Source organism: Crocosphaera watsonii WH 8501, assembly GCF_000167195.1.
GTDB classification, from domain to species: Bacteria; Cyanobacteriota; Cyanobacteriia; order Cyanobacteriales; family Microcystaceae; genus Crocosphaera; species Crocosphaera watsonii.
On record NZ_AADV02000001.1, the window covers coordinates 156,729 to 176,148 of the forward strand.

General features: G+C 37.5%; 16 protein-coding genes, 1 tRNA gene and 3 pseudogenes. 11 read left to right on the forward strand and 9 right to left on the reverse strand.

Annotated features, from left to right (window positions below; all coding sequences use genetic code 11):
- Positions 1-420: 420 nt before the first annotated feature.
- The 3 genes from CWATDRAFT_RS00815 to CWATDRAFT_RS00825 form a co-directional block, all read right to left on the reverse strand.
- The gene (locus tag CWATDRAFT_RS00815; protein WP_007303188.1) at positions 421-1,176 is read right to left on the reverse strand and encodes a hypothetical protein; all 756 of its coding nucleotides are present in this window, start codon (positions 1,174-1,176) and stop codon (positions 421-423) included.
- Between the two features lie 912 nt (positions 1,177-2,088).
- Positions 2,089-3,477 carry a carotenoid oxygenase family protein gene (locus CWATDRAFT_RS00820; RefSeq protein WP_007303189.1) on the reverse strand — a complete coding sequence of 463 codons (1,389 nt, stop codon included), beginning with the start codon at positions 3,475-3,477 and terminating at the stop codon, positions 2,089-2,091.
- Between the two features lie 334 nt (positions 3,478-3,811).
- Positions 3,812-4,876, reverse strand: coding sequence for an LOG family protein (locus tag CWATDRAFT_RS00825; RefSeq protein ID WP_007303190.1), 1,065 nt, complete (start codon positions 4,874-4,876; stop codon positions 3,812-3,814).
- 165 nt (positions 4,877-5,041) lie between these two features.
- On the opposite strand from CWATDRAFT_RS00825, the gene CWATDRAFT_RS00830 reads away from it, so the two are divergent.
- The gene (locus CWATDRAFT_RS00830) at positions 5,042-5,599 is read left to right on the forward strand and encodes a metal-dependent hydrolase (protein ID WP_007303191.1); all 558 of its coding nucleotides are present in this window, start codon (positions 5,042-5,044) and stop codon (positions 5,597-5,599) included.
- 82 nt (positions 5,600-5,681) lie between these two features.
- Here CWATDRAFT_RS00830 and CWATDRAFT_RS00835 read toward each other — a convergent pair.
- A tRNA-Ser gene (locus CWATDRAFT_RS00835) sits at positions 5,682-5,768 on the reverse strand.
- 151 nt (positions 5,769-5,919) lie between these two features.
- On the opposite strand from CWATDRAFT_RS00835, the gene psaK reads away from it, so the two are divergent.
- Together psaK and CWATDRAFT_RS00845 are read left to right on the forward strand one after the other, a co-directional pair.
- Positions 5,920-6,180, forward strand: a complete 261-nt coding sequence (gene psaK / locus CWATDRAFT_RS00840; RefSeq protein WP_007303192.1) for a photosystem I reaction center subunit PsaK — start codon at positions 5,920-5,922, stop codon at positions 6,178-6,180.
- Between the two features lie 183 nt (positions 6,181-6,363).
- The gene (locus CWATDRAFT_RS00845; protein WP_007303193.1) at positions 6,364-6,594 is read left to right on the forward strand and encodes a DUF4327 family protein; all 231 of its coding nucleotides are present in this window, start codon (positions 6,364-6,366) and stop codon (positions 6,592-6,594) included.
- Between the two features lie 86 nt (positions 6,595-6,680).
- Here CWATDRAFT_RS00845 and thiO read toward each other — a convergent pair whose 3' ends face one another.
- The 3 genes from thiO to CWATDRAFT_RS00860 all read right to left on the reverse strand — a co-directional run bounded on the left by thiO (position 6,681) and on the right by CWATDRAFT_RS00860 (position 10,324).
- A complete protein-coding gene (thiO, locus tag CWATDRAFT_RS41255) occupies positions 6,681-8,645 on the reverse strand; it encodes a glycine oxidase ThiO (RefSeq protein ID WP_007303194.1) in 1,965 nt (654 codons plus the stop codon).
- 194 nt (positions 8,646-8,839) lie between these two features.
- Positions 8,840-9,862, reverse strand: a complete 1,023-nt coding sequence (locus tag CWATDRAFT_RS00855; RefSeq protein WP_007303195.1) for a daunorubicin resistance protein DrrA family ABC transporter ATP-binding protein — start codon at positions 9,860-9,862, stop codon at positions 8,840-8,842.
- A 57-nt stretch (positions 9,863-9,919) separates the two neighbouring features.
- On the reverse strand, positions 9,920-10,324 hold the full coding sequence (locus tag CWATDRAFT_RS00860) for a 4a-hydroxytetrahydrobiopterin dehydratase (protein ID WP_007303196.1): 405 nt from the start codon (positions 10,322-10,324) through the stop codon (positions 9,920-9,922).
- 116 nt (positions 10,325-10,440) lie between these two features.
- Here CWATDRAFT_RS00860 and queC point away from each other — a divergent pair, with 116 nt between their 5' ends.
- The 7 genes and pseudogenes from queC to CWATDRAFT_RS00895 all read left to right on the forward strand — a co-directional run bounded on the left by queC (position 10,441) and on the right by CWATDRAFT_RS00895 (position 16,535).
- A complete protein-coding gene (gene queC, locus CWATDRAFT_RS00865) occupies positions 10,441-11,133 on the forward strand; it encodes a 7-cyano-7-deazaguanine synthase QueC (protein ID WP_007303197.1) in 693 nt (230 codons plus the stop codon).
- A gap of 21 nt (positions 11,134-11,154) precedes the next feature.
- Complete coding sequence (locus tag CWATDRAFT_RS41260) at positions 11,155-11,277, forward strand: zinc ribbon domain-containing protein (protein WP_007312446.1); 123 nt, start codon at positions 11,155-11,157, stop codon at positions 11,275-11,277.
- 690 nt (positions 11,278-11,967) lie between these two features.
- Complete coding sequence (locus tag CWATDRAFT_RS00875; protein ID WP_232286905.1) at positions 11,968-12,957, forward strand: hypothetical protein; 990 nt, start codon at positions 11,968-11,970, stop codon at positions 12,955-12,957.
- Positions 12,958-12,997: 40 nt separating this feature from the next.
- Positions 12,998-13,270, forward strand: a complete 273-nt coding sequence (locus tag CWATDRAFT_RS39160; protein ID WP_232286907.1) for an NACHT domain-containing protein — start codon at positions 12,998-13,000, stop codon at positions 13,268-13,270.
- Positions 13,218-13,787: a hypothetical protein gene (locus tag CWATDRAFT_RS00880; protein ID WP_007303200.1), complete on the forward strand. Its 570-nt coding sequence runs from the start codon at positions 13,218-13,220 to the stop codon at positions 13,785-13,787. Before CWATDRAFT_RS39160 ends, CWATDRAFT_RS00880 begins: the two co-directional genes overlap by 53 nt.
- 135 nt (positions 13,788-13,922) lie before the next feature.
- Positions 13,923-15,449 (forward strand): annotated as a pseudogene (locus CWATDRAFT_RS35330) (IS5-like element ISCwa2 family transposase).
- A gap of 255 nt (positions 15,450-15,704) precedes the next feature.
- Positions 15,705-16,535, forward strand: coding sequence for a DUF4351 domain-containing protein (locus CWATDRAFT_RS00895; RefSeq protein WP_007303203.1), 831 nt, complete (start codon positions 15,705-15,707; stop codon positions 16,533-16,535).
- A gap of 40 nt (positions 16,536-16,575) precedes the next feature.
- Here CWATDRAFT_RS00895 and CWATDRAFT_RS00900 read toward each other — a convergent pair.
- Positions 16,576-17,232 (reverse strand): annotated as a pseudogene (locus tag CWATDRAFT_RS00900) (IS5-like element ISCwa2 family transposase); the annotation flags it as partial.
- A gap of 133 nt (positions 17,233-17,365) precedes the next feature.
- Positions 17,366-17,761 (reverse strand): hypothetical protein, encoded by a 396-nt coding sequence (locus tag CWATDRAFT_RS00905; protein ID WP_007303205.1) that lies wholly within the window; start codon positions 17,759-17,761, stop codon positions 17,366-17,368.
- A gap of 79 nt (positions 17,762-17,840) precedes the next feature.
- Between CWATDRAFT_RS00905 and CWATDRAFT_RS00910 the strand changes: the two are divergent.
- Positions 17,841-19,280 (forward strand): annotated as a pseudogene (locus CWATDRAFT_RS00910) (NF041680 family putative transposase).
- Positions 19,281-19,420: the final 140 nt, after the last annotated feature.

The following is a 19,420-nucleotide window of genomic DNA, read 5'->3' on the forward strand; positions in this document are numbered from 1 at the left end:
ACAAGCCTTGCTTTCTCTAGCTTATAATGATACGTGAAAAGTGAGAATATATCAGGACATAATAGTATTATGTACCTACCAGTAAGTCCCTGTAGGGGTTTAACACTGTGTGTTACCCACAAAGCTGATTTTCTCACCACTGAAACCTAATACCATTTTCATCAACTTAGACTACAGATGTTTATATTGTAGGGGTTAACGGCCGTTAACCCCTACTAACAGAAATTGGGATAATTGCTATTGTTTAACATGATATTTAAAATGGTGGGTTACGGTTCAGATAAAAACTTATGATGTTTTTATCCAAATTAAAGCCGCACCTAACCCACCCTACGATCTGATTGCTATTGGTTAACATTTTTCTAGTAATTGAGGAGTCTGCTCATACTCCTATTACACCATTTTAACTGTTTTAATTGACTATTTATTTCTGCCAGAATAAGTCCAAGAAGCTAGTCCTAATAAGGTAACAAAAACTATTCCAATAAGATTTGATGATTCTGGTATTGACTCGGTAGAATCATCCGCAACAACAACAAGATCATCTATTCCATAACCAGCAGTATTAGCAACAACATTTCCACTAAGAATTGCGCTGAAGATATTTGCATTTTCCGAGGAAATAAACCAATCTAAGTCCAGTCCTGTAGTCCCTTGTGGACCTGTGCGTGTTTGACTGTCAATTAGATTATTAGAAGCATCAAAAACAGATAAAGTTAAAAAGTTATTAGATGTCACACCTGCTTCCAGTAGATCAATTGTTGTTAAACCAAATCCCAATATTGGCTCTGAAAAAGAAAAAGTAATAGGGTTTACTTGATCGAAGCTATCATTAAAATTGCCTGTTACACCAGTTGAAATAAAACGACTTCCAGATACATTACCAGGATTTAAAGGAGTATTAATTTGGCTATTTGCTCCTCCAAAAGCACTTATTGAATTATCAAAATATGTATTGGCGAATAGATCACGGTTATTCCTAGTAGAAATATTTACCTCAACATCACCAATAGTCCGAGAGTTAACTACTGTTCCATTAGCTCCAATATCTTCTAATGTATCAACAATAGTCATGCTATTTGCTAACTGATTATTATTCAATAATAATGTCAAAGATGCTGATACAGATAGGGTTTTTACAACATTAGAAACTAAGAAACTAATTGTATTTGTCATTGATAGAAATTTAAAAGAATTTATGTCTCCAATTTACAGAGATTGGTCTTTCACTTCTGTCAACAGTTACACTGCAATATATAACACATTATACAGTTTTAATGATTTATTTATATTATTATTTTTCTTAATTTTAATCAAGGTATTTACTCGCATTTTGGTTAACTAAGTTTTCAATATATAAACTTAGATTAACTACTGTTTAGTTTGTTTAATATCATAGCATTAGGGATTGTACATGATCCCCCCTAACCCCCCTTAAAAAAGGGGGCAATAATTGGGAAAACAGGAATGATAAGTAAGGAATGGTTAAATTAAATCTGCGATCGCTTCAAAAACCCTTCCAACTTTAGCAATGAATAATGATAGATGAGAAGGGAAAATATATCAGTACATAATGGTATTATGTCCCTACAAATAATTCCTTGTAGGGGTTTAACACTGTGTTTTACCCAGAAAGCTTATTTTCTCAAAACTGAAACCTAATTTCTATTGGTTAACATGATATTTAGAATGGTGGGTTACGGTGCGGATAAAAACTTATGATGTTTTGATCAAAATTAAAGCCACACCTAACCCACCCTACGATCTGATAAAGGATATCTCTTATGATCCCCTCACTACACCCCTTAAAAAGGGGGGAATAATTGGGAAAGCAGGAATGATAAGTAGGGAATGGTTAAATTAAATCTGCGATCGCTTTAAAAAATCTTCAAACTTTAGCCATCAATAATGATAGATAAGAAGGGGAAATATATCAGGAAATAATAGTATTATGTCCCTACAAATTATACTTCTGACTTCCCCTCATGTTACCCTCCTGTTACCCTCCTGTTCCCCTCATGTTACCCTCCTGTTCCCCTCCTGTTCCCCTCCTGGGAGGGGTTAGGGGTGGGTTGGGTTAGGGGTGGGTTAACTTCTGACTTCATTCAACCACATCCCATGAAACCCATAGGGAACTCGTTGGGGAATTTGTATTTTTGCCACAGGAGAAGCAGTAAAGTCTTGAGCATCAATAATCACTAATTCTGACACTTTAGACGCTTCATCATACACAAAAGTTAGTAACCATCCTTGCTCATCTGTAACTGCACTGGGGTTAGGTGCAAAAATTGGTTCGCCACCGTATCGATGAGAACCAAAATTATGAATTTCAAAGTTACCTTTTTCAAAATCGTGTTTAATAATGCCATCAAATTTCGGTTCAGAAGATGCTGCCATTTTCCCTGAATAACCGTAACGGGTTTTTCTTCCTGTATATTGTTCATTAATACGAGGAAATTCTGAGGGAAGATCACACAAAGGTTGCTCTTTGACTTCACCTGTTGTTAGATTGAAACGCCATTGATGGAGACGAGGAATATCTGAATCTTTAACATCTTCGTTTGCTTCTCCTAATACTGTTGTTGCATTCATTCGACAAGCAATTAAAACAACTTCGTCCCCTTCTTCATAAGCATTTAAAGTGTGAAAAATATAACAAGAATCGCTTTCAAACCAGCGCACATCCTCATTATTTCCTTGTCTAGGAGTGATACCAAAACGGGACGGTGTGTTATGTTCAAACTGTAGCGGTGGTTCCCCTTTATACATTCTTTCAGGACGAAAAGTTAAGGGAAGATCAAGAAAAATGGTATAGTTTTCGGTGATAGCGCAATCGTGCATCATCACCCCAACAGGTATATCAATGGGAACGGTTCTTAAGAGTTCTCCTTGTGGGGAAATAATACCGTATTGTAAATAGGGAGGTTGAGCAAAAGAATAGCCAAAAAACATCATTTCTCCCGTCACTGGATCAACTTTTGGGTGTGCGGTAAAAGGAGAAACTAACTTATTATCAAAATTATAGGAACCAAGGCTATTGAGTTCAGGAACCGTTAAAGCGTGAGGTTCACCCCCTTCCCAAAGTGCCAGGAGACGACCAGCATGATACACTAGAGCCGTGTTAGCAGGGTTTTTCGAGGTGCCGTAGGGGTTATCCATTTGGGGCGGTTCTAGCAGCCCTGTCCATAGGGGTTTGTTGGCTTCTTTTTCTAAACCATAGCCACGGGTTTGAACAAAGCGGTTACGGTAAGATGCTTTACCGTTTTCTATGTGTACCCCATGAATCATGCCATCCCCATCAAACCAATGGTACTGGCCTATAGGTAGAAATTGGGGATTGGGACCATTTCTGAGAAACATTCCCCTTAAGTTACGGGGAATTTCTCCAATGACGGTTAAATTATTCTCAGTAGTTTCTTGATTAACAGGGGCAAAATTTCCGGAAAGATAGGGATTAATTGAAATGGTTGCGGTCATCTTAAAATTTGATTATTTTATGTTACTTATTATAACAAATTAAGCATCTTTTGAGTTGCCCACCTTACCCGCATTTCTCACAAATTCTGCGATCGCTAAACTTCAAACCATTATGTAGTCTGAGTTTAACCTTGATTTGAGGGGCGAGTAAAAAATAACAGTGTGCCATTTTAAGCGATCGCTTGAAAAATAAGCCACATCTAACCTCTAGCTGATTACTGATCAGTTTGTGAGAAATGCGGGCTTACCGTCTAGCAGGACATAATAATATTATGTCCCTACAAGGGGGTATTTGTAGCGAATTAATTATCCATTATCCATTATCCATTGATAACTATTTCCATTCGGGATGGGGTTCTATTGGTAAACAAGTGCCGAATTTATTAATTTGATTAATCATTTGATAAAGTCGCCCTGAATAACGTCTATTAAAGTGTAATTTTAAACGGGGAAGATTAACATTTTCATCCTTCATCTCTGGGGGCAACGCCGAACTTTTTTCAATTTTTCCTTTAACTAAAATATCGTTATATTCTTCATTTAATTGTTCTACTTGTTCATCGGTTAATTCCGAGTTGAGACGTAATACTAATAAATCATCGATATAGCGACTAGAATGATAGACACAATAAAATTCACGAATCACATTACAAGCGGTGGCTAAACTATCAGTAATGGTATAAAGACTGGAATCTTCTGCACTAATTAAACCCCGTGACAATAAATTACTATAATTATATTCATTCCATTTTTTCCAATAGTCCCCCCCAGGTTCATCAATTAAGACTAAAGGACAAGGGCCATACTTTCCCGTTTGACATAAAGTTAAGGTTTCAAATGCTTCGTCTTGTGTACCAAAACCCCCAGGAAATAAAGCCACTGCATCACTTTCTTTTAAAAAGAAAAGTTTACGGGTAAAAAAGTATTTAAACTTAATTAATTTTTCATCTCCAGCAATAAAAGGGTTGCTTCCTTGTTCAAAGGCTAAATCGATATTTAAACCAAAAGAATGCTCTCTTCCGGCTCCTTCGTTCCCTGCTTCCATAATACCCCCTCCTGCTCCTGTAAGTACCATAAAGCCAAATTGAGTGATATAACGAGTAAATTCTACTGCAAGGCGATATTCCGAACTTTGGGGGGATAGACGGGCTGAGCCAAAAACGGTAACTTTACGAGTGTGACGATAGGGATAAAATACCTGAAAGCCTTTTTCTAAGTCTTCTAAAGCAGTAGTGAGTATTTTCCAGTCTAAATGGTCAACTTCCTCCCCTGCAATGCGTAATAGGACTCCTAACGCTCGCTCTATGAATTTACCATGTTGATGTTCGGCTAAATTGTCTATGAGTTTTTCTATGTCTGAGGAGAGGGAAGATTGATGATGATTACCAGATAAGGTCATAATTGGGAAAATAGAACTAAAATAAAAAGATTATCGATACATTAAGAATCTGGAAAGGTTGGATTATTTTGTGGCAATGTATTTTCCTTTACTCTCATTCTAGCGAAGTTATGGTCTAATGTTATATAGTTGGACTTTCATGGTTAATAATTCCTATTAGTTATAATGGCATCTCCTATAGGTCATAGTTTGGCAGGTTTTTTCGGATTTTTTTTAGTTCGTGAAAATGCTGAATCTTTGAAGTATTATTCATCAAAAAAATTGATTATAACTGCTATCATAGTCGCTAATTTACCCGATGTTGATTTTATTTTGGGTTACTTAATCTATCAAGATTTTAATGCTCTTCATCTTCAATTTACCTATAGTTTTTTTGTTGGGTTTATTGTTTGTATTATTATTTATTTTTGTCTGAGATTTTATAAAAAAATCACCTATTTCTTTCTAGTTTGGTTATGGGGACTTTATTTTAGTCATATTTTGTTAGATATGTTGGCTTATGATAGTAATCCTCCCGCTGGAGTACAATGTTTTTTTCCTTTTACTGCTGATTATTTTGCTTTTCCTATTTCTATTTTGGGGGGACTTACTTTTACAGGAGGAATTATCCAACTCAAGAATTTTTTAATTGTGTTACAAGAAGTAATTGTTATTCCCTTATTATCTTATGTTGTGCTTTTGATTGTAAAAAAACTTAAAAAAGATGAAATAATCAATAATTGAGCCATTGAAGGTTTACAATATACTTTTTCAATGCTTCCATTTTCTGCCCCTCCTGATAGGGTAGGGTTGGTTGACTTTAAAACGGAGAGGGAGGGATTCGAACCCTCGATGGGTGTTACCCCATAACTCCTTAGCAGGGAGCCGCTTTCAACCACTCAGCCACCTCTCCAAGGCACAGTAGACAATCGTAGCAGATAAATAGAGGATCAAACAAAAATTTTTTATTTCGTTAACTATTGCAACATTAACATTGACAGAGGGGAGTTGAATCTTAACATTAAATAATAATAGACATCTTTTTTTAGGAGAACTTACCCTTGATGTATTCAACTCTTTTTTTGGCTGTTACAGGTACTACCGTCCAATGGAGTCCCAAAGTTGCCATGATCATGATCGTTTGCAACATTTTAGCCATTGTGATCGGTAGTTACACCATCGCCAAACCCAGTGAAGGACCCGGCTTACCTGCCCCGAATATGTTTGGTGGCATGGGTTTAGGTGCATTATTGGGAACCACTAGCTTTGGCCACGTTTTAGGGGCTGGTGTTATCTTAGGTTTAGCTAACAGTGGCTTACTCTAAACTGAGTTTTCTCTGAATTCCCTTTTTCTATTTAGAGGTGGTGCAGGGGTTAAAGCCTAACCACCTCTATCCGTTTACGTTAAAAATTGTTTTCTTTTGTGGAAACTGTATCTTTCATGACGGATAATTGAGTACCGGGCATTATTTGTGTCGTGTCCACCAAACTCTGCGAGGCAGTTCGTTATGCTTAAAATCATTCAGTCTCCCACCACATACACCATCGATGTGATTAAAGAGGAGGCCGCCAAGTTGGTTCGAGAAAGAATACTTCATCAACGACAAGCCATTTATACCCTTTGTAAGTATATTCCTGCCCGTGAATGGCCTGGTGTGGAGTGCGAACTGGAAAGACACGATTTTCTTCTCAGAGATTCTATCATCGATTTGTTAAGTAAGGAAGAATGGCGCGATTAGAAAGTGTCCCTAGTCCAAGAATTCAGTTAAGACATTGACAAAAGACTAAACACTGTAGGGTGGGGAGTGCATCGGCTTACTGTTATTCAAACAACGGTTCCGGTTAAGGGAGAACTAGCGATCGCATAATCTTTAACGGGTATTCTGCCACTTAAATAGGCTAACCTGCCGGCAACGGTGGCCATTCCCATGGCCCTTGCCATCAAGACAGGATTTTTAGCCAAAGCGATCGCACTATTAATCAAAACTGCATCTGCGCCCATTTCCATCGCTTGGGAAGCTTCGCTAGGAGTTCCGATCCCTGCATCTACTACTACAGGAATATTGGCTTCTTCAATAATAATCTCAATATTAGCTTGAGTACGAATTCCTTGACCGGAACCAATGGGAGAACCCAAAGGCATCACTGTGGCGCAACCTACCTCTTCCAAGCGTTTAGCTAAGATAGGATCGGCGTTGATATAAGGTAACACAGCAAACCCTTCTTTGACCAAGGTTTCCGCCGCTTCCAAAGTACCGATGGGGTCGGGTAATAAATATTTAGAATCTGGGATCACCTCTAACTTGACAAAATTGTTATCTTCTTGTCCCAATAATCTAGCCATTTCTCGCCCTAACCTAGCCACCCTAATAGCTTCTTCTGCTGTCTGACAACCGGCGGTATTAGGTAACATCCAAATTTTATCCCAGTCTAAAGCTTCAGCTAACCCTTCGTGGCCAGGGGCCTTAGTTTGCACTCGTCTAACCGCTACCGTCACGATCTGACATTCACTAGCTGCCACACTTTCCTGCATGATAGAAATAGTAGGGTATTTTCCTGTACCTGTCATTAACCGTGAACGAAACTTGCGGCCAGCAATAATTAATTCATCTGGGGAGGATAAACTGGAGTTTCCATTGTTGCCATTGATAGTTGTGGGAACAGGATAAACATTAAAAGAAGTCATAGGTGCTGGAGGAGGAGAAGGTTGAGTGTGGAAGCGATCGCCTTTAAAGTTTTCTAATAGGGGATCTGTTTGTTGATTAATTACTAAGTCTGCAATGAGAGAAGCGGTAGCTGGTGCCAGTAAAATACCGTTACGATAATGACCGGTGGCTAAAATTAGATTATCGCACCCATAGTGACCTAATATTGGTAATTCATCGGGAGTTCCTGGACGATAGCCCCACCAAAATTCCTCTATTTCCCAGTTAGCGATGTCAGGATACAATCTGATTGCCCGTTTCATTAAGGTTTCCATTCCTTGGGGGGTATTATGAGGAGTCCAACCCACATCCTCGGAGGTGGCACCGATAATTAAACGTCCATTTTGACGGGGTACTAAGTAAGTTTGTGGACCGTATAAAACCCTTTGTAGGGGGTAGGGTTCATTGGGGGTATGAGGCATCTTTACGGCTAACATTTGCCCTTTGATGGGGCGCACTGGAAGGGGCAGAATTTGACTGGCCCATGAACCATTGGCAATAATGTAGGTGTTGCCTGATAATTCTCCTTGATTGGTTAAAATGCTGGTAACTTGACCCTGTTTTTGTTGTAGGGTTTGAATGGTGACACCATCTCTTAAATTTACCCCTAATTGTTGTGCTGCTTGCCGTAAAGCTTGCATCACCTGACGGTTATCTACTTGGCCATCTTCAGGGTACCACCAACCCCCTACCACATCATCCCCTAACCCTGTCTGGCAGAGACGAATAGCTGTTTTATCTAACCATTGACTCTGGTTATGGTTGCGAACATCAACCCCCGGCAGATCATACACCGGGGCGAGAATACCAGAGGGATTATAACCCAGATCCAGTCCTGTCAGGTCTTGTAACTTACGTACCCATTCAGGATATAACCAACGGGACTTTAAACATAAATCTAATAACGGGCCTGGGGGTAATTCTTCGGCGTGGGGGGCTAACATTCCGGCCGCTGCCACCGAAGCGGTTTGAGGGAAGTTACGATTACAAACAGTAACAGACGCGCCCCGCAGTTTGAGATCCACTGCGATCGCCATTCCGATAATACCACCGCCAATGATAATAATGTCGTTTGTTGCGTTCATATTTTTGTTGCGTATTTTTACCCCACCCTTTTTACTTTAACCTGTTTTCGGCCTTGATTTAGGGGCGATCGCTTTTTTCAATTTGGAAATTTTCTTTAAGAAAAAAAACCGTTTTTTCGTAGTAAATATTTATATTGTAGGGGTCAACACTGAGCGGAGTCGAAGTGTTGACCCCTGCGGAATTTGAGATTACTCTAACTCATTTGTTGTTTCTTTTCTTTTTTAAGATCCCGACTCCCTGCGGCAGCTAATTCTGCATCCATTAAAGTTTTTCCTGTAGCTGCTAAATAAACGTCATCGAGACTGGGACGAGACTGGGCTAAGCTGAATATGGGTAGGTTATTGTCTGTTAAGGTTTGCTCAATTTTACTCAAGGAATTACTTCCAGTAGTCACAATTAAATTGAGAGAGTTTCCTTGAGAGGGATTAATAATAATTTCCTCTACAAAAGGCAAGCTTTCCAATACTTCTTGGGCTTTTTCGGCATCTGATACAGCAGAAAATTCTTGGATACGAAGGGTGACACGATCGCCTCCTAAACGCTCTTTTAGTTGGGATGGACTACCTTGGGCAATTACTTCTCCTTGCTCAATAATTGCCACATTATCGGCTAAAGCGTCGATTTCTTCGAGATAATGACTGGTAATCAATACCGTTGTCCCTGCTGCTTTCAGTTGTTTGAGAAATTCCCAAACAATGAAACGACTTTCAATATCTAATCCTACAGTTGGCTCGTCTAATACTAACAGATCCGGTTGGTGCAAAAGTCCGGCTGCCAAGTCTAAACGTTTACGAATACCACCGGAATAGGTTCCTGTTTTGCGATCGCTATATTCTTCTAAGTCTAATAAGCTCAATAATTGCTCAATTCTTGCTTTGGCTGCTTTCTTTGGTAAATGATATAAAGCTGCTTGTAATTCTAACAATTCTCGCCCTGTTAACATTTTATCTATAGCCACTTCTTGGGCAACATAACCTAAACGGTTTCTCACTGTTTTAGGGTCTTCCAAGGCCGAAACCCCTTTGACTTCGATTTTACCTTGATCGGGCTTAGCTAGAGTACATAAGCAGCGAATGGTGGTGGTTTTACCTGAACCATTTGGTCCTAAAAGTCCGAATATTTCTCCTTTTTCGATAGTTAAAGAAATATTTTTCAGGGCAACAATAGAACCATAACTTTTTTTTAGAGAGTCGATAACAACGATAGGACTATTCATAAATCTATTTTCTTTCAATATAAGGCTTTGATGGAGTTTTCTTTTGTATGAACTGGATTATCTTTTAGCCAGTTCGTTAGCTTTTTTGGCCAATTCTACATCCTTAATAGTGATCCCTCCTGAATCGTGGGTTGTTAAATCAATGGTGACACGATTGTAAACATTAAACCATTCAGGATGATGCCCCATAGATTCAGCTACTAAGGCCACACTCGACATAAAACCAAAGGCTTCTACAAAGGATGAAAATTGGAATTTACTATGTAATTTTCCTTCTTCTACTGTCCAACCTTCCAGTTGATTTAAAGCCTTTTCTATTTCGTGAGCAGATAATACGTTAACTTTACTCATAAGCATTCCATTGTTAACATTAGCTATGACCCTAGAAGACTCATGAAAAGGATTAATCGTGCTAAACAGAATAATTAAACTAATCATTAAAATTAAGCTAAATCCTTTCATATTTTCTCTAGCTTCTCATAACTTCTTCTTTTTTAGGATAGCAAAATCTGATAACACAATCTACAATTGTTTTAAGATAAATATTTTTTTAACTTTTCTTCTATCTATCTTAAATTATGACTCATAAACCCATTGCAGTTGTTTTATTATCAGGAGGGTTAGACTCTGCCACATCAGCAGCGATCGCCATCGATCAAGGGTATGAAGTGATCGCCCTTTCCCTAGAGTATGGACAACGACATCAAAGGGAGTTGGAGGCAGCCAAAACCATCGCTGAAGCCCTGAATATTACTCAACATTACATCATTGATGTCAATATCGCTCAATGGGGAGGCTCATCTTTAACGGATAGTTCCTTATCCTTACCTCAAGGGGGAGTTGACCCCAACGAGATCCCCTCCACCTACGTTCCTGGGAGAAACACTGTCTTTATTGGCTTAGCCCTGTCTTTAGGGGAAGCAAAAGGCGCAACCGCTATTTATTTAGGCATTAACGCCGTAGATTATTCCGGTTATCCCGATTGTCGCCCCGAGTATCTCCAAGCGTATCAAAACCTCGCTAATCTCTCCTCAAAAGCAGGAATTGAAGGGAAAGCACCCCAATTAGTCGCTCCCTTGATCAGCAAAACAAAAGTTGATATTGTTAAAGATGCTATTAGATTAGGGGTTCCCATATCTAAAACTTGGTCTTGTTACCAGGGAGAGCAAGAACCCTGTGGATTATGTGATTCTTGCCGTATCCGCGATCGGGCTTTAATTGAAGCAGGATATCCTCAGTTAGCTACGACTCAAGGAAGAGCATTCCTCTAGTACCTCATTTATGGGTCAAAATTGACTATAGTTGACAGATGGTTTCCTAGTTCTAAAACTTGCTCTCGCTGCGGTTCAATTAAGAAGGAATTATCTCTATCAGAGCGGATTTATCGAAGGGACGTGCGGACTAGAAATGGATAGAGACTTAAATGCCGCTAAAGTATTAGTGAATCAAGCGGTAGGCTATACCGTGTTAGCCTGTGGACAGAGGAGGACTGGACGCGCCACCTGTGGGCGCGTATTGAAGTCCGTTGCCGCCGACGGTTCTGGTTGAAACAGGAAGTAAACCTCAATGTGTCATGTTATGTCGCGTTGTATCAGTTTTATGTAGCAGAAATATATCAAAAATCGGAGTTCGGAGTTCGGAGTTCGGAGTTCGGAGTTCGGAGTTAGTGATTAAGTGTACCTCATGAGTCCGAGAAAAGGTTTATATAATGAAAGGTAAATATAGTCTATATTATAGTTAAATTTATTGAAAGCTATTTGTTAGCCTTTAAATTAATTTAAAGGCTGTTTCTAAGGGTGATACAAGATGTGAGAATACCATTTTCATTAACTTAGACTAAATAAGTTTATGTTGTATGGTTGAACGGTTGTTGAAACCTACACCGAATGTGTAGGAGTTAACGGCCGTTAACCCCTACTTTTGAAATTGGTATTACTTCTGATTTCTAGAAAAATAATAAAGCTATAAAGTCCTATAATTTACAATTCACAAGACAATTGTTAAACTTAAGATAGTATCTGTACTGTCTTAAGTTTGTTGTAATGATTGACTGGTTAATCGTCTGGGGAGTCACTCAAGCTGCTGGTTCCGTTGTTGGTTCGGTTATGCAAGATTTAGCAACAGAGGGAGCAAAAGATTACGGAAAAGAATTTTTTAAGAATAGTTTAGGTAAAGTATTAAGATTACCTGAAAAAGATGTCCAAAAAGAAGCTTATGGCAAAGCATTAAAGGAATTTTTAGAAATATTTCAGCAACAGTTAGAGATGGCTGATATTGATGATGATCAGCTACAAATTTATAAACAACCACTCAAGATTTTTATTAAAGACGAAACTGTTAAACCCATTTTAGGGGATGGGTTTGATATTAATTGTCAACGTATTGATACTTTTACTCTAGCTGAGTCTTGGAAAAGACTAAATTTGCCTCAATTACCATCTGAGTTTAATTGGGAAAAAGTAGGCAAATTCTATCTTAGAAAAAGTAGGGGAATTATTGAAAGTTCTGAGAAATTAAAAGCTATTTTCTTAGATCAAATAAAGATTCAAGATAGTGAAAATATTCAAGAAAAAGTCGGTATTAAAACCGATTATGATTTAGATAGATATGCAGAAGGTTTAAAGAGTGAATATGGTTATCTTAAATTAGAGTGTTTAGATACAACAACTTATGAACAAATAAAACTATGGCGAATGTTTGTTCCACAAAATGTAAAACGGTGTAAACAGTTTATTCCTCAATTATACGAATTTCCTAAAGAGGTTTTTCAAGAACTTTTAGATAGAGGAGAAATTACTCAAGCAGAGTTAGAGTTACAATTATTAGAAGAAAAACGTAGAGAATATTTGAATGCGCAACTATATCCTGTTTTTGATATAGTCAATAGAATTGAACATCCCAAAATTGTATTTTTAGGTGATCCTGGTGCTGGAAAATCAAGTTTATTACAATATTTAGCTTTGAATTGGGCTGAAAAAGAACCTAGTGATCGTGCTTCTTTTCCTATTCCTCTTTTAATAGAATTACGAATTTATGCAAGAGATAAAGACGAGAATAAATGTGATAATTTTTTAGAGTTTTTTTCATCAAGGTAATTTGTTTTGTCATCTCAATCAACTTTCTTTAGAATCACAATTGAAAAAAGGTCAAGCTATTGCTCTATTTGATGGATTAGATGAAGTTTTTGACCCTAAATTGAGAGAAAAAATTGTTACAGATATTAAACGTTTTAGTATTGATTATCCTGAAGTTAAAATGATTTTAAGCTCTCGTTGGTTAGGATATAAAGCAGAAGAATTTATTAATGCTGATTTTGAACACTTTATGCTACAGGATTTAGATCAGGATCAAATTAATGATTTTATACAACGAAGAAATTGGCCTTTTAGTGAGACATTCCGGAGATAATGCTCAAACTTTACCCATTATTCAACAACTAGCTCATCAGGGTAATAGGTACGCAATTGAACGCTTAGTGAGACATTACGGAGATAATGCTCAAACTTTACCCATTATTCAACAACTAGCTCATCAGGGTAACAGGTACGCAATTGAACGCTTAGTGAGACATTACGGAGATAATGCTCAAACTTTACCCATTATTCAACAACTAGCTCATCAGGGTAACAGCACGGCAATTGACACTTTAGTGAGACATTACGGAGATAATGCTCAAACTTTAGCGATTATTCAACAACAAGCTCATCAAGGTAACAGGGAAGCAATTAGACAGTTAGTGATATATTACCGAGATAATCCTAAAACTTTAGCGATTATTCAACAAGAAGCTCATCAGGGTAACAACCAAGCAATTGAACAGTTAGTGAGACATTACGGAGATAATGCTCAAACTTTAGCGATTATTCAACAACAAGCTCATCAGGGTAACAGGTATGCAATTAAAAAGTTAAAAAAGATTAACTAGGGTTTGCTGAATAAAAGCAAAACCCTATTCTTTAAAAGGTTACACCCATATTCGCGATCGCAAAAAAGATCAGCTTTGTCGGCTACAAACCGCTATAATTGGTAGAAACACCTCCCAGTTGTTGGTCAAGAACAAATGTATCGAAAAGAGGAGCAACCTTTACCGCCCCCAGAAAAATTTGAATTACCTTTCGAGGGCAAATTGTCCCCCAATAATCGTTGGGTAATCATGGCAGAGTTGATACCTTGGGATGATTTTGAGGAAGAATATGCTAAACTTTTTTCAGCAGAAAAAGGTGCGCCAGCCAAACTATTTAGAATGGCATTAGGGACATTAATTATTAAGGAAAAATTAGGAACAAGTGATAGAGAAACTATAGAACAGATTAGAGAAAATCCCTATCTACAATACTTTATAGGTTTAAATTGTTATCAACAAGAGCCACCACTGGAATCTTCAATGCTAGTTCATTTTAGGAAAAGAATTGATGGAGAATTGATAAACAAAATCAATAAAAAAATAGTAAAAAGAGAAATAGACAAGAGTGATAAAGAAGTAAAAAAAAAGGATTGTCTCCAATAAAAAGGAGAAAAAATAAAAAACAAAGGTAAACTAATTTTAGATGCGACTTGTGCGCCAGCAGACATCAAATACCCAACGGATTTAGGCATATTAAATCAAGCCAGAATTGAGACAGAAAGAATAATAGATGATCTTTATAAACCATTAAGAGTGAAATTGAGAAAAAAGCCGAGAACTTCTAGAAAAATTGCTAGAAAGGAATACTTAAAAGTAGCTAAAAAACGAAAAGTATCTTATCAAGAAAGAAGAAAAGCTATCGGGAAACAGTTAAAATACCTTAAGAAAAATTTAGGAAATATAGAAGACTTAATTCAAGCTGGGGCTTCCCTGGAAAATCTGAGTAAAAGACAGAAAAATTGTCTAGAGACTATCAAAAAAGTTTATGAACAACAACAGTCAATGTGGGAGAATAAGACCCAGAGTGTTCCTCAAAGAATTGTAAGTTTAACTCAACCGCATATTCGTCCAATAGTGAGGGTAAAAGCAGGGAAACCAATAGAGTTTGGAGCTAAACTCTCAGTAAGCTGTGTAGATAACTATGTGTTTCTAGACAAAATAAGTTGGGAAAACTTCAATGAATCTTGTCATTTAAAAGAACAAGTAGAAAAGTATAAAGAAACGTTTGGCTATTATCCCGAATCCGTCCATGTAGATAAAATTTATCGAACTAGGGAAAACAGAAATTGGTGTAAGGAAAGAGGGATAAGAATCAGTGGTCCGAAGTTAGGAAGACCTCCGAAAAATGTCAGTGAAGAAGAAAAGAAACAAGCCCACTCCGATGAATGCTTCCGTAATGCTATTGAGGGAAAGTTTGGACAAGCTAAACGAAGATTTAGCCTAAATCTCGTGATGACAAAACTCCCTGAAACCTCCATTACATCTATTGCTATTACATTTTTAGTTGTCAATCTTTCTAAACTTCTGAGGCAGTTTTTGTCGCTTTTTTTGTCCTTATTTACTAATAATAGAACAGGGGAACTTATTAAACCGCCTTTCATTAATTTTGATTATACTTTAAACAATTTTTATGTACTAAAACTTATTGATTTGTCAGAAAATTCTTGGTCAAAAGTGGCATAAATTTTGGAGAAACTTTTTCAGCAAACCCTAGATAGCATCAACGTTGTGGCTAGTTACCTTTTCGGACATCTCTGGTCATCAAGTTACCCTCAGTGATGGTAACGGGGATACACGGGGAGCGATAGCTTAGCTTCTTTCCAAGCTCCGCAATCTTTCTTGATTCGACGACATTGAGGCAACTTAATCTTCGTCAAACTTAATCAACAATTTCTTGGTGGTATAGTATAATAGTATTAATAGTCTAAATACTAATAAATGTTTGACTCTACTTGTCGGTTCATTGCTGCCAACTTTGCGATGGACATGGCCACATGGCTGCTTGGAAAACCCATTAACTTAACAGAACTGAAGCCGTCGGAACTTTCCCTAGAACCGATTAGGGCTGATAGCTTAATCTTTCTTCAGTCAGAGGACTTGGTGTTGCATATTGAGTTCCAAACCGACCCTAAAGAGGATATTCCCTTTCGGATGCTCGATTATAGGCTTAGAGTCCATCGCCGTTATCCCAACAAGCAAATGTACCAGGTGGTCATTTACTTGAGGAAATCCAACTCAGAATTAGTACAGCAAACGGTATTTGAATTGCCACAAACACGGCATCATTTTAACGTTATTCGGCTTTGGGAAGTGGATTACTCTGAGTTGCTGACTGCACCTGGGGTCTGGCCATTTGCTGTATTGGGGAAAGGTGGCGATAATGAAGCTGTGCTTAGGGATGTGGCTAAACGCATTGATAAGATCAGTGATCAAACAGAGCAAAGCAACTTAGCTGCGTCCACTGCAATTCTTGCTGGGTTATTATTAGAGAAAAAGTTAATTCAAAGGATATTGAGGGAAGACATTATGAAAGAATCTGTCATTTACCAAGAAATAACAGCATCAGCTAAGCTTGAAGGACGGCTTGAAGGAAAACTTGAAGAAGCCGCTAACTTAGTATTACGTCAACTCAACCGCCGTCTCGGACAAGTCTCAAAGTCAGTCTCCGAGCAAATCCGTCAACTCCCCATTGAACAAATAGAAGATTTAGGAGAAGCTTTGCTGGACTTTGAAAACGAGGCAGATTTGCTCAATTGGTTAGCAAAATAATCTGTGTACTTAGGGTTTGCTGAAAAAGTTTCTCCAAAATTTATGCCACTTTTGACCAAGAATTTTCTGACAAATCAATAAGTTTTAGTACATAAAAATTGTTTAAAGTATAATCAAAATTAATGAAAGGCGGTTTGATGAGTTCCCCTGTTCTATTATTAGTAAATAAGGACAAAAAAAGCGACAAAAACTGCCTCAGAAGTTTAGAAAGATTGACAACTAAAAATGTAATAGCAATAGATGTAATGGAGGTTTCAGGGAGTTTTGTCATCACGAGATTTAGGCTAAATCTTCGTTTAGCTTGTCCAAACTTTCCCTCAATAGCATTACGGAAGCATTCATCGGAGTGGGCTTGTTTCTTTTCTTCTTCACTGACATTTTTCGGAGGTCTTCCTAACTTCGGACCACTGATTCTTATCCCTCTTTCCTTACACCAATTTCTGTTTTCCCTAGTTCGATAAATTTTATCTACATGGACGGATTCGGGATAATAGCCAAACGTTTCTTTATACTTTTCTACTTGTTCTTTAAAATGACAAGATTCATTGAAGTTTTCCCAACTTATTTTGTATAGAAACACATAGTTATCTACACAGCTTACTGAGAGTTTAGCTCCAAACTCTATTGGTTTTCCTGCTTTTCTCCTCACTATTGGACGAATATGCGGTTGAGTTAAACTTACAATTCTTTGAGGAATTGGACTTTAGATAAAAAACAATTGTTAGCGTAAATTTTACGCTAAACATATCTCCAGAGCTAAAATAGAGAATTAAGGTGATTTTAAAAACTCTCTTTCCATCTTTTTAGGGGATTTTAAATATTAAATAGCTTCATTCAGTTTCGGTTCCAATATAGATATCTAAGTAGCTTTCAGTTAGAGATTGAATGACTCGTTCTAATTCATCAATGAGATTTCTTCTAGTGAGTTTTTCTACAGCATCAATATGAGCAGAACTTCCGGCTCGTCCTAAATATTTATATTTGGTTTTTTTCTCATGATTAGTGGCCATAGGAAAAATTGATTCAGCAGCCTGTAGTTTATAATACCAGTAGATTGTTCCCTTTCCATTAACCTGATAACGAATAATATGACAATTAGCTGGTGCTACTTCCCCTTCCCGTTCAATTTTCTTTATTTTCTGTTTAAGAGAGCGAATTAGACTCTTAATTTGTTTGGCTCTCAGGTGGACATCTTGACTGGTCTTAAGTTCGGAATGTGATGACATTAGCCTTAACTGTAACAAATAACCTCTTTTGATGTTAGCGTATATATTCCGCTAATTTATAAGGTAATAAATTTTAAAAATGACCAAAAATGAAACGGCTACGTCTGTCGAGGAATTCCTGGTGTGGAGGTCTAACCTCTTCCAAGGACTAAAAGCTAGAAAAGAAACTATTATAGAATTACTCGATGCCCTCTCCAGTAACCAACAAGCTCACTCAGTCGTTGAATTGTCTCTCAATCCTTTATTTAGAAGAGATTATAACAGTTTATATAGAGGAATTCAAGAGTTTTTACCCACTCAAACTGACCCTAATTATGAACAGAGAATTGAGACTTTATTTTCAGCGGTATAGAGAACAATTCCTCCCACTTCAAAACATTATAACTTATTTGGTATTGACACAACTCCCTGTCCACGACCGTTTGCCGAAACGTTAGCGGATAAAACCTTTATTCATTACCCCAATCCAATTAAGGGAAATAAACCCATTAATATTGGACATTGTTATTCCGTTGTCTGCGCTTTACCTGACCAAATAGACACAGAAAAAGTCCCTTGGGCTGTCCCCTTATCAGGAGAGCGAGTTCCCTCTAAACATAAAGGAGTAAATCAAGGCAATCAACAACTAAAAAAAATCTGGCAAAGTTCTTTATTTTCTGATAAATTATCTGTCTTAGTGGCTGATAGTGACTACAGCCAAAAGGATTTTATTGGGGAACAAGTTAAGCATGAAGACGTAGTTAATATTACAAGAGTTAGAAGTGACCGAGTTTTTTATCGTCAATTTATTCGGGACCCAAATCAAGCCAAAACTTCGGGACATCCCCGTTGGTATGGGGATAAATTTGACCTTAAAGATGACCAAACTTGGACTGAACCTGATGAAGTTCATCATGTTCCCTTTACAACGAAAAAAGGTCGTCAATTAACAGTGACTATTTCGGGATGGAAACAGATGTTAATGAGAGGAACTAAAAACTATAAAATGAACAATCACCCCTTTACTTTACTCCAGATTGTTGTCAGAGCTCAAGAAAGAAATAGTATTTGGAAACCTATGTGGCTTATTGTTATTGGTTCTCGGCGCGATGAGTTAAGTTTAGTTGATTGTTATCAGTGTTATCGACAACGTTATGACATGGAACATCTTTTTCGATTTGGTAAACAAAGATTATTGATGACATCTTATTTAACTCCCGATGTACATCATGAAGAAAATTGGTTTAAACTAACACTTCTTTCTTATGTAAATTTGTGGGCTGCCAGAAAATTAGCTGTGGTTTTACCCCGTGATTGGGAACAGTATTTGAAGACTAATAAATCCATCAAAATCACCCCTAGTCTAGTTCAAAGAGACTTTTCAAGAATAATGACGACCTTGGGGACTTTCGCCAAATTTCCCAAACGTCGAGGTTTTTCTTCCGGACGTATTAAAGGTTACAAAAAAGCCCCACGAACTCGTCATGATGTTATCAAGAAAGGGAGCAAAAAATCAACTGAAAACTTAAAAGCTCCTTAGTTTTCCTCAGAATCTATAGATTAGCCCTATTTGTCAGCCAATTTTATTGACTGATACAGAGCCGATATTTTGGGATTTTAGTTTAGCGTAAAATATACGCTAACAAGCTTTTTTTGTCCAAAGTCCAATACTCTATATAA

What these genes read in the sequence shown, in the direction of transcription:
- CWATDRAFT_RS00855 (WP_007303195.1), bottom strand. Translation starts at nt 9,862, where the DNA reads ATGAATAGTCCTATCGTTGTTATCGACTCTCTAAAAAAAAGTTATGGT.
- CWATDRAFT_RS00895 (WP_007303203.1), top strand. Translation starts at nt 15,705, where the DNA reads ATGTTTGACTCTACTTGTCGGTTCATTGCTGCCAACTTTGCGATGGAC.
- CWATDRAFT_RS00845 (WP_007303193.1), top strand. Translation starts at nt 6,364, where the DNA reads ATGCTTAAAATCATTCAGTCTCCCACCACATACACCATCGATGTGATT.
- CWATDRAFT_RS00905 (WP_007303205.1), bottom strand. Translation starts at nt 17,761, where the DNA reads ATGTCATCACATTCCGAACTTAAGACCAGTCAAGATGTCCACCTGAGA.
- CWATDRAFT_RS00860 (WP_007303196.1), bottom strand. Translation starts at nt 10,324, where the DNA reads ATGAAAGGATTTAGCTTAATTTTAATGATTAGTTTAATTATTCTGTTT.
- CWATDRAFT_RS00830 (WP_007303191.1), top strand. Translation starts at nt 5,042, where the DNA reads ATGGCATCTCCTATAGGTCATAGTTTGGCAGGTTTTTTCGGATTTTTT.
- CWATDRAFT_RS00825 (WP_007303190.1), bottom strand. Translation starts at nt 4,876, where the DNA reads ATGACCTTATCTGGTAATCATCATCAATCTTCCCTCTCCTCAGACATA.
- thiO (WP_007303194.1), bottom strand. Translation starts at nt 8,645, where the DNA reads ATGAACGCAACAAACGACATTATTATCATTGGCGGTGGTATTATCGGA.
- CWATDRAFT_RS00815 (WP_007303188.1), bottom strand. Translation starts at nt 1,176, where the DNA reads ATGACAAATACAATTAGTTTCTTAGTTTCTAATGTTGTAAAAACCCTA.
- CWATDRAFT_RS00875 (WP_232286905.1), top strand. Translation starts at nt 11,968, where the DNA reads ATGCAAGATTTAGCAACAGAGGGAGCAAAAGATTACGGAAAAGAATTT.
- CWATDRAFT_RS00820 (WP_007303189.1), bottom strand. Translation starts at nt 3,477, where the DNA reads ATGACCGCAACCATTTCAATTAATCCCTATCTTTCCGGAAATTTTGCC.
- CWATDRAFT_RS00880 (WP_007303200.1), top strand. Translation starts at nt 13,218, where the DNA reads ATGATTTTATACAACGAAGAAATTGGCCTTTTAGTGAGACATTCCGGA.
- psaK (WP_007303192.1), top strand. Translation starts at nt 5,920, where the DNA reads ATGTATTCAACTCTTTTTTTGGCTGTTACAGGTACTACCGTCCAATGG.
- queC (WP_007303197.1), top strand. Translation starts at nt 10,441, where the DNA reads ATGACTCATAAACCCATTGCAGTTGTTTTATTATCAGGAGGGTTAGAC.